Source organism: Mageeibacillus indolicus UPII9-5 (assembly GCF_000025225.2).
GTDB classification, from domain to species: domain Bacteria; phylum Bacillota; class Clostridia; order Saccharofermentanales; family Fastidiosipilaceae; genus Mageeibacillus; species Mageeibacillus indolicus.
The window spans coordinates 229967-243198 of the sequence record NC_013895.2; the positions used below are offsets into that span (position 1 = coordinate 229967).

The 13232-nt window shown below is 44.5% G+C and carries 10 protein-coding genes and 3 tRNA genes; all 13 read left to right on the forward strand.

The features are described from left to right. The first annotated feature begins 7 nt into the window (after positions 1 to 7). The 13 genes from metG (at position 8) to HMPREF0868_RS01150 (ending at position 13217) form a co-directional block, all read left to right on the forward strand. Positions 8 to 2026 carry a methionine--tRNA ligase gene (gene metG, locus HMPREF0868_RS01090; protein WP_012992864.1) on the forward strand — a complete coding sequence of 673 codons (2019 nt, stop codon included), beginning with the start codon at positions 8 to 10 and terminating at the stop codon, positions 2024 to 2026. Beyond that, positions 2026 to 2886, forward strand: coding sequence for a TatD family hydrolase (locus HMPREF0868_RS01095; protein ID WP_012992865.1), 861 nt, complete (start codon positions 2026 to 2028; stop codon positions 2884 to 2886). The genes metG and HMPREF0868_RS01095 overlap by 1 nt, the downstream gene beginning before the upstream one ends. A 44-nt stretch (positions 2887 to 2930) precedes the next feature. Then, positions 2931 to 3947: a UDP-glucose 4-epimerase GalE gene (gene galE, locus HMPREF0868_RS01100; protein WP_012992866.1), complete on the forward strand. Its 1017-nt coding sequence runs from the start codon at positions 2931 to 2933 to the stop codon at positions 3945 to 3947. A 144-nt stretch (positions 3948 to 4091) separates the two neighbouring features. Continuing rightward, on the forward strand, positions 4092 to 4934 hold the full coding sequence (locus HMPREF0868_RS01105; RefSeq protein ID WP_012992867.1) for a hypothetical protein: 843 nt from the start codon (positions 4092 to 4094) through the stop codon (positions 4932 to 4934). 192 nt (positions 4935 to 5126) lie between these two features. After that, positions 5127 to 5202: transfer RNA gene (locus HMPREF0868_RS01110), tRNA-Val, on the forward strand. Between the two features lie 5 nt (positions 5203 to 5207). Then, a tRNA-Asp gene (locus HMPREF0868_RS01115) sits at positions 5208 to 5284 on the forward strand. Positions 5285 to 5315: 31 nt separating this feature from the next. Next, a tRNA-Phe gene (locus HMPREF0868_RS01120) sits at positions 5316 to 5391 on the forward strand. 333 nt (positions 5392 to 5724) lie between these two features. Then, complete coding sequence (locus HMPREF0868_RS01125) at positions 5725 to 6195, forward strand: hypothetical protein (RefSeq protein ID WP_012992869.1); 471 nt, start codon at positions 5725 to 5727, stop codon at positions 6193 to 6195. Positions 6196 to 6212: 17 nt separating this feature from the next. Next, complete coding sequence (locus tag HMPREF0868_RS01130) at positions 6213 to 6557, forward strand: hypothetical protein (RefSeq protein ID WP_012992870.1); 345 nt, start codon at positions 6213 to 6215, stop codon at positions 6555 to 6557. A gap of 11 nt (positions 6558 to 6568) precedes the next feature. Beyond that, positions 6569 to 7096 carry a hypothetical protein gene (locus HMPREF0868_RS01135; RefSeq protein WP_157667959.1) on the forward strand — a complete coding sequence of 176 codons (528 nt, stop codon included), beginning with the start codon at positions 6569 to 6571 and terminating at the stop codon, positions 7094 to 7096. 314 nt (positions 7097 to 7410) lie between these two features. Beyond that, entirely contained in the window at positions 7411 to 8475 is a 1065-nt protein-coding gene (gene gap / locus HMPREF0868_RS01140; protein WP_012992873.1) for a type I glyceraldehyde-3-phosphate dehydrogenase, read from the forward strand. A gap of 149 nt (positions 8476 to 8624) precedes the next feature. Next, complete coding sequence (locus HMPREF0868_RS01145) at positions 8625 to 9866, forward strand: metallophosphoesterase family protein (RefSeq protein ID WP_012992875.1); 1242 nt, start codon at positions 8625 to 8627, stop codon at positions 9864 to 9866. A 36-nt stretch (positions 9867 to 9902) separates the two neighbouring features. Beyond that, the gene (locus HMPREF0868_RS01150; RefSeq protein ID WP_012992876.1) at positions 9903 to 13217 is read left to right on the forward strand and encodes an AAA family ATPase; all 3315 of its coding nucleotides are present in this window, start codon (positions 9903 to 9905) and stop codon (positions 13215 to 13217) included. The last annotated feature ends 15 nt before the right edge of the window (positions 13218 to 13232 follow it).

Here is a 13232-nt window from a genome sequence, read left to right on the forward strand (position 1 = left end):
GCAAGCAATGAGCAAAAAATTTTATATAAGTACCCCGATTTACTATACCAGCGGCAATTTACATATCGGACACAGCTATTCGACTGTAGCGGCCGATGCGATGGCCAGATATAAACGTATGGCTGGCAATGATGTGTTTTTTTTGACCGGAACTGACGAACACGGCGAAAAAATTCAAGAACGAGCCGAAGCGGCCGGCAAAACACCTCAGGCCTTTGTTGATGAACTGGTGAGTGGCATCAAAGATCTATGGAAATTGTTTAATATTTCGTACGACAAATTTATTCGCACAACGGATGCCGAACATATGGCCGGCGTAAAATACATTGTTCAAAAACTATACGATCGAGGGGATATTTACAAATCAGAGTATGAAGGATGGTATTGCACCCCATGCGAAGCTTTTTGGACCGAATCACAGCTAAAAGATGGATGCTGCCCGGATTGCGGTCGTCCCGTCCACAAAACAAAAGAAGAAAGCTATTTTTTCCGCCTTTCCAAATACAACGATCGCTTGATTAAACTGTTTGAAGAACATCCTGAATTTGTTCAACCCGAAAGCCGTGCCAATGAGATGTTGAACAATTTTCTGCGCCCCGGCTTGCAAGATTTGGCCATTTCGCGCACTTCATTTGATTGGGGAATTAAAGTTCCTTTTGACCCTAAGCATGTGGTATATGTTTGGATCGATGCTCTCTCCAACTACATAACGGCACTTGGCTATCCTGAAAACACCGCAAAGTTTGAAAAATTTTGGCCGGCGGATGTCCATTTGGTTGGTAAGGAAATTGTGCGTTTCCATACAATAATTTGGCCGGCTTTGTTGATGGCACTGGACTTGCCGTTGCCCAAGCAAGTATACGGCCATGGCTGGATTTTGTTTAAAGAAGGTAAAATGTCCAAATCCAAAGGAAACATTGTCGATCCCGTGGTTTTGTGCAATCGTTATACGGTTGATGCGATTCGCTATTTCCTGCTGCGAGAAGTCCCCTTCGGAGCTGACGGCTCATATTCTAATGAGGCCTTGATAACTCGGATCAATTCCGACTTGGCCAATGATTTGGGCAATTTGATGAGCCGTACGATAGCCATGATTTGCAAATATTTTGCTGGTAAGCTGCCGCCGGCGACACCTTCCATTAACAGTGAAGATGAGCGACTGCGAGAAACGGCATCTGAAGTTGCGGCAAGCTATGTGTCATATATGGATAAAATGCAATTCAGTTTGGCACTCGGGGAAGTTTGGCGTCTGATTGGGCAGGCTAACAAATACATAGATGTGACTATGCCTTGGCTGCTGGCTAAAGATCCGACTAAGCAGGAACGCCTGGCAGCGGTTTTGTGCAATTTAGGTGAAGTTCTGCGATTGGTCAGTATATATATTGCTCCATTTATGCCGGAGACCGCTGAAAAAATGCAGGCAGCTTTGCACTTGACAGAGGCGCAAAAGGCTTTTTCGAGCCTGAATAGGTTTGACTTGTTTGCGACCGAGCAACCGCTCTCTACCTGCGAACCGCTGTTCCCGCGGTTGGATTTAAATGCAGAAATTGAGTACCTAAATTCATTACTTCCCGATGCTGAAGCAAAGACCGTCTCCACCGATTCTTCAGCGACAGCCACTGATTCCGTTGCAAACACCGTTGCTGATACAGATGAGAAGTCGGCCACTCATCTCAAGGAAACTGAACATCTTGGGGTACAGATGATTGAATTTGCCGATTTTACCAAAGTGAAATTACGCGTAGGCAAAGTAATTAACTGCGAGCGGGTCGCTGGCGCGGACAAACTACTGAAAGAAACCATAGATTTGGGCGATGAAGAAAGAACCATCGTTTCCGGTATTGCTGCTTACTACAAGCCGGAAGAATTGGTCGGCAAGCAGGTTGTCGTGGTAACCAATCTGAAACCGCGTAAGCTGCGCGGGGTGCTTTCGGCCGGAATGCTTCTGGCCGCTGACTCCGGCGATGGAGGTTGCCGCTTGATCACGGTTGACGGTGATGTACCGGCCGGCAGTGAGGTAGGCTGATGCTGCTGATGCAGACGTCGGAACAGAAAGGGTTAGGCGAATCGGCACCAGATGACCTGAACCGGCGGAATCCGGTTGAATGGTACGATACCCACACTCACTTAAATGACGAAGCCTTTGCGGACGATGCTTCTACGGCTTGCGCACGGGCTAAACTCGCCGGCGTAAATACCATGAATATAATCGGTTATGATCTCCCTTCAAGCTTGAGAGCGATCGAGTTAGCTGAAAATTTGCGGCAATATGCCGCTGTCGGTATCCACCCTCATGATGCGTCCACCTGGAACGACTCCGCACGAGAACAGATGCGTGCTTGGCTGAAAAATGCGGTGGCATTGAGAATTGTCGCGGTTGGTGAAATCGGCTTGGATTACTACTATGATAATTCGCCGCGGGAATGCCAGCGCAGGGCTTTTGCGGCTCAGCTTCGGCTGGCCTACGAATTCGATTTGCCGGTAGTTATTCATGACCGAGAGGCACATGCCGACACCTACGAACTTCTTTGTCAAGCCAAAGTTGATGGATATTTACGCGATATCCCCGGCGTATTGCATTGCTACTCCGGTAGTGTTGAAATGGCTGAAAAATTTTTGGCGTTGGGATTTTACTTAGGCATAGACGGCCCGCTTACATTTAAAAATGCCAAAGTACCTCTGGCGGTTGTGGCTGCAGTGCCGTCCGACCGTTTGCTTTTGGAAACAGATTGCCCATATTTAACGCCGGTTCCGTATCGTGGGCATAGGAATGAACCTTCGTACATACCGTTAATCGGAGCGAAAGTTGCAGAAATCAGGCAATGTCCCCTGGAACAGATTGCAGCGACGACCACCGCCAATGCGAAAAAACTTTTTAATATATGAAACCGTAGTTTAAATTTTAGAATTTGGGATTTAAGGGAAAAAAGATGAAAATTTTGTTAGCCGGGGGAGCCGGTTATATAGGAAGTCATACCGCGCTTAATTTAATGGAGCAAGGCCATAAAGTAACAATAGTGGACAATTTTAGCAACAGTTCACCGCAGGTGATCGAACGCATTGAAGCGGTCAGCGGACAAAAGCCGAACTTCTGCCGTGGCGATGTTACTGACGAATCTTTTCTGCGCACAGTGATGCGAGAAGATAAGCCTGATTGCGTGATCAATTTTGCTGGCTATAAATCAGTAAATGAATCGGTAAAAAAGCCTTTGTTATACTATAAAAACAATATCCTAGCGGTGTTGAGCTTGCTGAATGTAATGGCTGAATATCATGTTGAACAGTTTATTTTTTCATCATCGGCAACGGTTTACGGCCAAGATTATAAAATGCCTTTGACGGAAACGATGCAACGCGGCAATTGTACCAATCCGTACGGTTGGACAAAGTCAATGCTAGAGCAGATTTTACAGGATGCGGCCATTGCCGATCCTAATTTACGAATCATTGCTTTGCGTTACTTTAATCCGGTCGGCGCCCATCCTTCGGGCAAACTTGGCGAAGATCCATTCGGAATTCCGAACAATCTCATGCCATATATAACCCAAGTGGCAATCGGAAAATTACCGGAATTGGTGATTTACGGTGATGATTATCCGACCAAAGACGGAACCTGTATGCGCGACTTTATTCATATTATGGACTTGGCGGAGGCACATGCTTTGGCCGTGCGATATGTCGGTCAAACTAAAGGTATAGACTACGTGAATATCGGAACCGGTGTGCCATACAGCGTTAAAGAAATAGTTGATACCTTTTGCAAGGTGAATAAGCTGGAATTTCCGGTAAAGATCGGGCCGCGCCGCGCCGGAGATGTTGCTGCTTGCTGGGCGGATGTTAGCAAAGCCAAAAGTTTGTGGGGCTGGCAGGCCAAATATGATCTAGCAGCCATGTGTAGAGATGCTTGGCGATGGCAAAAACGTAATCCGCAAGGCTATGTAGATTAATATTTGAAGTAATTGCTTGCCCCGTTATATTGTGCTAAGATTAGGCCAAGGCTATATGGTAGCCTTAAAAACAAACGCCGAAATGTTCGTATCGAGAAATTATGAGCGAAATGCATGTCACTATGACCGGAAAAGGAGGGCAAGATGAAAAAAACAATTTGCGCATTATTAGCAATCCTGCTAATGGCAGGAACGACCGGTGGAACCGCCTTTGCATGGTATTTCGAGCCAGAAGAAGTAACCTATGCTGATGCCAATGTCGTCAAAATCGAAAGTTACACTTTTAAAACGGCAGATCGAAATTCTGCCGGAGAGTATGTGCCGGGTTCAACTTATAGCACAGATGCCGGAATCGTTTTGAACAAAGACGCGTATGAGATGATGGATCTGTTGGAAAGAAACCATAGCCTTGCTAAATCCGATTTAAACGCCGACTTTGGCGGTGATTTGGTCACCCTTGGCATCAAAGTAGGGTCAGAGCTTAATGAAATTGCTAAGAAAATTTATGAACTGAATGAAAAATTTGCCTCTGCTGAGTACCAAAATATGATTAGCCGGATTTTAAGCGGTACTGTCGTTTATGTTGCTCAAAAAGGTGAATGCCACGAGGACCGTAATGTTGCTGCGGCGGCCGAAGCCCAAGTGAAAGTCAAGAAAAATACGGTCGGTAAAGATGATGTCCCCGATACGGCAGCCTATTTTGACTTGAGAGTGATCCAGCCTACTTTAAATAAAACGGAGTCGCTGTATGCCTACTACCTTGATCTTGACGGGAATATACACTGGGTAGAATACTATCCGGCGATTAATGGATACCGTTTCCTTTCTTGCGCACCGCAGTACTTGCCGGCTCAGGAAGCTTACCGTCTGGCGTTATCACGTCCGTTATATTGCCGCCCGTATTATGAATTTGTGACTGAAGTAGAGCCGCTGTTCACTTTTGATGAGATCACAGCCTACGAAGTTGCCGTATGTTGCAACCCGTAGATATATAATAAAGGCCGATATATTCGCCAAGTTCAAAAAAGGTAATGCCACATGTATGGGCATTACCTTTTTTAGGCCATTTTATTGCTCTGGCCACTCCGAGCGACGTGGTGATCATCCGCGGAAAATGCAATAAAGGTATTGACAAGGCAAAGAACCATTGCTATAATTACTTTTGTCGCTTAACGATTAGGGAGTTTAGCTCAGCTGGGAGAGCACTTGCCTTACAAGCAAGGGGTCACAGGTTCGAGCCCTGTAACTCCCACCAAGAATGGCGCAGTAGTTCAGTTGGTTAGAATGCCAGCCTGTCACGCTGGAGGTCGAGGGTTCGAGCCCCTTCTGCGTCGCCAATGACTGATCCGTCAGGGTCAGTCAATTTTTGCCCAGATAGCTCAGTCGGTAGAGCAGAGGACTGAAAATCCTCGTGTCGTTGGTTCGATTCCGACTCTGGGCACCAAAGACTGCAATGTATATTGCAGTCTTTGTTTTATTCCCAGGTTTTAGTCGCTCATTAGTTACTGGTCGCTCGATCAATTGCTGTTTCCCGTATGAAAAGATGAATTATTTGTTTGCTGCCCAAACTGTATGTTATTTGGCAAATACATAGTAGGCCTTATTTATAGAGAAAAATATTTGTCGCCGTTTAGTATAGGATATTATTAGTAGGTAAAAAATGATTTTATTTAAAATGATTGGTTGCGAACATTTGAATAAAGATTTAAAATTATTTTTATCACTTAAGTGAGTATTGCAGACATAGGTAACATTACTGTTTAAAGGAGGTAAGAGTATGAAATTTTTTACGAAGGTTATTTCGACGGTTGCGGCACTGATGCTTTTGGCCAATGGGTTGATTTTTGCAGTTGACCTGTCAATTCCACCCGAATACTGGACACAGCCTAAGCCGCTTACCAAACAGATGGTAGAAACATCAATATTGCACAGCTTCCCTCTTGCTTCTGGCGACCGGACAGCCGATGATCAGGCGGTTACTCGTGAAGAAGTAAGAGCTGCAGTAAAGAATTTAGATGCGCTGGCAAAACAAGGCGAATCTATTGACACCTATTCAGGGATGTTCTTCTTTGTCGATAAGAGTTCCACTGATGCGCTTTATTACTATGAACAAGTAATTGACGGAGTGTATTATTCCGGTGAACTAAAGTTAGTTGAAATTGCCGGAAATGGTGCTCTATATAGAGGAGAGCTGAGGGGTTATAAGGTTGAAAATGTTCTTCAGGAAGTTTATCGACAGAAGAAGTAATTGATTGGAGGTAGAGTATGAAAAAATTTTTTAGGATAGGTTTAGCATTAGCTATGTGCTCCTTAACTATAGCCGGATCAGTCTCAGCTTACGATTTGTCTGAAGCAAATAATAAGGTAACTGATCTTAAGTTGGTCGAAATGGTTCGATCGGGCCCAGAATATGTAGATACACGATATTTTAATGTTGTTGTTCCGGGTGGAAAGGCTCAACGTTACTTTTATAGTGAAGTTATCGGCGATGTGTACTATTCGGGATACTTAGAGATGAGAGAAGTTGGATATAACGGAACGCTGTACAGTGGTTATCTGGACGGTTATCGCAAAGGTAGTGTTATGGCTGATCCTAAGGAAGAGAAGTGAAAGGACAACAAATGAAAAAAATAATTACGACTTTACTTTCAACTCTGATTGTATTTGTAACCGTTGCTGGCATTGTGTGGGCTGTTCAGCCACTGAAAACTTCAACTCCGGCCGTTTCGTCAGCTGTTGAAAATGGCGAAACTGTGGTGAAGTCTGGTAGCGAATCAGCAGCTTTGCCAAAACCATTGGATCGTGACGCGGCAAAGGCTACGGTTGCGGCGGCGTTCGGTCTCCCCAAAGCATATGCAAAAAAAGTTGACCCGCAAGGCATCCGCCTCAGCGAGATAAACGATAAGTTTGAGGAACTGGAAATACAGGTTCTCGAGGGTAAGCCGGTTGACCACAAGAGTGGCGAATTCTCCTTTGTTGACCCGGTGAACAGATGTCCGCATCAGTATTATGAACAAGTAGTGGATGGTGTTTACTATGCTGGTTATCTGACCCGCACTCAAATCAGTGCTAACGGAACTCTTTACCGAGGAACATTGCGAGGCTATTCGGTGGACTTCATGAAAGCTGAAATTCGTAAGCACAAATAAGACTAATGAGGCCGAGTACAAAACTTGGCGAATTACCTAATTTCGTTTAGTGGTGTGAATTTTGTATCGTTTCTCCCCAAGTTAATTTAAAAACTTGGGGAGGGCGGTACATTTTTTATGCCAAAAGATTAGCGGGCTTGCCATTGTCAAAGTGCTGCGTTTTTTAGATTACGGCCAGAAAAAAATTGTCGCTTTGCCTAAATTGAGGCTGGCGATGGTAAGTTTATTGAATTGCCCGGATAAGTATACTATTATATAGACATAAATATTGCTTAACACAGGGCAGATATTGTAATTTTTAAGGAGGCAAGTATATGGCTATTAAAGTTGGTATTAACGGTTTTGGACGTATTGGTCGTATGGTTTACAGCGCGATTTGTGATCGTGATTTGCTGGGAGAAATTGAAGTGGTTGCGGTTGCCGATGTTTCCACTGATGCGGATTACTTTGCTTATCAAATCAAGTACGACTCAGTTCAAGGCCATTTCCGCCATGCGATTTCTACAAAGAAGAGCTCACCTGAGCTGGAAAGTGACGACATCATTGTTGTTAACGGCCATGAAACCAAGTGCATTTTAGCTCAACGTAATCCGGCGGATTTGCCCTGGGGCAAATTGGGCGTAGATTATGTTATCGAGTCCACCGGTTTGTTTACAAAAAAGGAAGATGCTGCCAAACATTTGGAAGCAGGTGCTAAGAAAGTAATTATTTCCGCTCCTGGTAAGGGTGGCGTAAAGACATTGGTTATGGGTGTTAACCACGAAGAGTACAATCCTGCTGAACACGATGTAGTTTCCAACGCCTCTTGCACAACCAACTGCTTGGCTCCGCTGGTACACGTCCTGTTAAAATCAGGTATTGGTATTGAAACCGGTTTGATGACAACCATCCATTCCTACACTGCTACTCAAAAGGTAGTTGATGGCCCGTCCAAAAAAGACTGGCGTGGTGGCCGTGCTGCCGCTATCAATATTATTCCGTCAACCACCGGTGCTGCCAAGGCCGTTGGCGAGGTTCTTCCTACCACCAAGGGTAAGTTGACCGGCATGAGCTTCCGTGTGCCTACTCCCACCGGTTCAGTAGTTGATCTCACCTTCCGTTCTGAGCGCGATACCAGCATCGAAGAAATTGACAAGCTGATGAAAGAAGCTGCTGCAACTTACATGAAGGGCGTTTTGGCAGTAACTGAAGAGAACTTGGTATCTACCGATATCATTCACAACATTAACAGCTCTATTTATGACTCATTAGCTACCCTGCAAAACAACCTCAAAGGTGAAAAGCGTTTCTTCAAGATCGTTTCTTGGTATGACAATGAGTGGGGTTATTCAAACCGCGTTGTTGATTTGATCAAATACATGGACGCGCACAAGAAATAATCTATCAAGAAGTAGTATGAAATCTGGCAACAGATTGCCGGGTAACCGGGTATATATGAGCAGGCCGCGGAAGTTATTCCTCGGCCTGTTTTGTATCCGAAATATAAAATTATTAGCTAAAAATCGGTGAAATATGGTAAGCTGAAACAATGAAATACGTTAAATATGACTTAGCAACACATCAAAGAAAACCGAGCGAACCGATACGTTTGGTACATGCGGCGGATCTGCACTTAGGCCGAGGACGTGGTGGTAAACTGACGGCTTCTTCTGCTACCTCGAATTACGGCATAAGAACAGTCAGCGTTTATAACGAACAACGTCAATCCGGCTTCCGCGTTTTTAAAAATTTGCTTAATCTAGTGGTTGAACAGCAGGCTGATCTGCTGCTTCTTGTCGGCGACATCTTGGAAATCGGCCGTTTAACGCCAGCTGAACTTAGATATATAAGCGATTCATTCGCTGATTTGCCTTACCCTGTGTTGATAGTAGCCGGCAATCATGATCCACTTACGGATCTTTCCCCTTATCGACGCCTGAAATGGCCGGAAAATGTTTTCATTTTTCCGGGTGAATGGACGGCACTTGATCTTCCGGCCTTGAATTTAACGGTTTGGGGGCGGAGCTTTACTTCCGAACGGCAAAGCGACACCATGCTCCCTTCCGGTACGTATGTAGATTGGTGCGACGAACTTGCTCATCCTGAGCTGGTCACTCGAACATCCGTAGGAATGCTGCATGGGGAAGTAGTGGTTCCTGGAGGCCGGTCTTATTATAATCCGCTTACTGAAACACAATTGGCAGCAACCAAGTTATCTTACTTGGCACTGGGACACATTCATAAACCACGGATACTGGAATTGTCGACTTGCGCGCTTGCTGCCTATTCCGGCTGCCTTTACGGCACAGGTTTTGATGAACAAGGACCGCGCGGAGCTGACGTTGTAACCTTGCCTTACGAGGAAAAACCGACCATTGAATTCCATGCCTTGGCTGAGCATGAATTTTATGATTCTAGTTTGATGGTGAACTGGTCGACATCACTGCAAGCCAATGTCAACACCGTGATGGAAGCTATACGACGCGATGATGCAAAGCCGGCCGACAATTTTTATCGGCTGCACTTAAGCGGTGAGCTACCCTCGGAGCTAAGCTGGACTTGGGCTATGTTGGTGGCGGAACTACAGCAAAATTTTTACGATTTAACCGTGTATGACGAGACTGAGGCTAAGATTGATCTGATTGAGCTGAAAAAGGAGTTTTCGTTGCGCGGCTTAGTGGCGGCTGCTGCTTGGCAGGAAATAAGCATTTGCACCGATCCGCATCAAAAACATGAGTTGCAGGCGGCGTTACAGGTCTTGTTGCAAATTATGCACGAAACAAAGGCCTGACATCCGAAATGTTAAATTTTACATAATGAGGCGCATATGAAGTTTCGACAAATTCATGTTTACGGCTTTGGCAAGCTTGTGGACACAACAATAGATTTACATCCAGGTATGCAGGTTCTTTATGCTTCCAATGAACGTGGCAAGTCAACGTTATTAGCATTTATTCGTGCGATTTTTTATGGGTTGGGTGATAAAAAAAACCGTGATATCAGCAATTCACGTGAACGATACCGGCCGTGGATCGGCGGAACTTGGGGAGGATACATAATCTTTGAACACCGCGAAAAATTGATGCGTTTGGAAAGAATCTTCGGAGAACGAAAAAGCGATGACAAGATAAGACTTTTTAACGAAAATACGGGAGAGGAAATACTCCGCATAACCAAAAGTCAAAAACAAGTCGGTGAAGTCTTGCTAGGATTTACACCGGATGAGTTTAATGCGACAACATACATTGGGCAAGCTCCGGCAGAACGCTATTTTCAAGATCGCGATAATGCGGTGTATTACCGATTATTGGCAATTTTAGGAAAACCGACTAGAGAATTCGACACTCAAACTATAAAAAATAATATACGTGAAGCGATAAAACAGGCTACCCGCGGCAAAAATACCCGCTCATTAGAAGTTCTGCAAAATGAAGCGGAGGCGAATGCCGCAGTTTTGCAGCGAGAAAATGCTTGCAGAGCCGATTTAGCTGCAAGTGAGGCAAAATACCGAGCTGTGATTGACGCCGTTGAGACCAAGCAACAGAAATTGCTGGCTTCGCAAAAAAAATGTGAAAAATATCTCGAATTACAAACCTTAACCCAGAAAAAGTCTACTCTCCAAAGAGATTTAAGTGAATGCACTGAACTTAGGGTAACATGGGAAAATCGTTGCTTGGATTTGGCAAAAAACGGGATTGATGGGGCAAACCACCAGCTTTATAAAACTGAACTGCCAAAACTGTTGAAAAAAGTACAGGAGCAGGCTTGGAGCTTGAAAAAAGCTGCTCAACGTCTCAGTGATTTGCGAAATAAATTAAATATAGCCGAAACTCAATTGGCTGCAAGGGCGATTAAGCCGAATAAGGCTGGCAAATGGCCCTGGGATGAATATACAGAGCAACAGAATGAATATCAAAAACTGGCAGCTTCTGCCGCGAAAACTAGTGAATTGCTTGACTTAAAAACAAGGCAAGTTGAATTACGTCGCCGCAGCTTGACCAAAGCAGAAGAAATAAAGTCAACTCAGACTGACTTGCAACGCATATATGACCAAATAGAAACGACCAAAAGTGAATTGCTGCAATACCAAGCCTTGGCCGCCAATGCCGCTCACCAAGTGGAAGTTGCTGAAAAAAAGTATGTGGCCGAAGAAGCGCGCTTGGATGAGAAACAGCGTATACGAACGCACGATCAAAAATTGCGCCTGCAACGCTATAATTTCCGTTTGAAACTTTTATCGTCTGCCGGCTTCGCCTTTTCTGCCATTGCAGTTATTCTAACTTTACTTACGACATTGCTATTCCAAAATGCCGTAGCTAAACAGGCCGGTTACGTTACCGCGATCATGACTTTGATAATTGGGCTGGGCCTTCTCATCCACCGTAGCATTTTCCCTCCTGCCGAGCCGAAACCGATAAGCGATCCGGATTCAATATCCGGCTTAAACTATTTGAAGGCTGAAGCAGAAGACTTGCGCGGTAAGCAGATTAAACTCCAGCAGGAGATTAAAGTCAGATCGGCAGATATTACCACAAAAATCAATATGGCCGGCGAAAAAAAGGCCGTGCTAAGTGCCTTGAAAGCTGAAAAAAATTCTGCCGAGGAACTTGGCGAAGATCTGGCTGTCCAAATAGCCACTGCTGAGTCAAACTATAAACTTTCGCCTTCGATTAATAGCCTGAGCGAAAAAATTGATGCTTTGCGTAGGCAAATGCAGGAAATAGATGTATGGGGAAAAAACTTTTGTGACTTTTTCCATATCAAAGATGCCGATGTAAAGGCTTGGCAGATCGATTTTATGCAACAGAAACAGGCCGTGGAAATTATGCGGACAGACGTTGCTACAGCCGATGCTGATTACAATGATGTAGCTGAATCGGCAACCGGATTGCTCGTACAAGTAAGGGAAAAATATCCTCAATTTATAATGGCTGAACCAGGGCCGTTTCTGAAACCGGATACTAAGCCGGATGCGAACCCGGATGCGAACTCGGATGCTGAATCAGATAGTAAAACGGATCCTAAACCGGATGCGAACTTGGATGCGAACCCGGATACTGTTGCTGCAAACGAGGCTGTATCTGGACTCTTGAAATCGGATCCTTCAGCAGTCGATACCGTATTTTATAATTCTGCGCCTAGTGCCACGATACAATATAGCTTGGAAAAAGTTATACGATACCTAACCGATCTGCTGAATCGACTGCAAAGCTACGAACAGTTGGCGAAACAAGTTATGAAGAGACTGACGGATATAGTAACTGCGAATAATCTAAGTGCCTCTTTGAATGGCACAGTTTTGGCTAAAGTAGATCTGGTAAACTTTTTGCCCAATATCAGCAAAATACGAGAAAATTTGGCTGACCGAATATCAGAGATTGATGCTGTTCAAACAAAAACATTGGAAGAAATTTCCGACCATGATTCCGCTAAGGCTGATTTTGAGTTGGGCTTTCTTAAATCTGACGATATACATCAATCTGAATATCTAAATAAAAATATAGAAATGGAGCAAATTGCACAAGACAGCTTAAGGCAAGAAATAAAAGAAATGCAGCAGGAGGCAGAAGGCCGATTGATTGAGTTCCGAAACTACCAAAGCGAATTGGCCGAAATGGAAGAATTAAAGCGGCAACAAAAAGATTTGGCGATGGAAATCGAACTGAAGGAACAAAGCATTGCTCGTCTCAACAAAGCAGCAGCTTGGTTTGACCAAGCCGTTGAACATTTCGAAAACGAATTTTCGCCTAAATTAAGCGAGGCCGCTGGAAAATATCTTCGTGATCTCACCGCCAATCGTTATGATCAAGTACATATTGCTCGCAATTTTGCCACAAAAATTGATGTTGACGATTCCCTGATAATGAAGCCGAGTGAAGTTTTCAGTAACGGAACTTACGACCAAATATTTCTTGCCCAGCGTTTGGCGGTAATAGACTTCTTAGATACAAATCGAGAATTGCCTATATTGGCGGATGACCCGTTTGTAAATTACGACCAGGAGAGAATGTGTGCCGCGTATAAACTGTTGGCAAAAATTGCCCATACGGATGACCGACAAATCCTTATGGTAACCTGCCACGCCGCGCCTAACGGATTTATTCCTAAAAACGAAGGCTGCACATGGCAAGTTTGGCAATGAAAATCGCGAATTGCT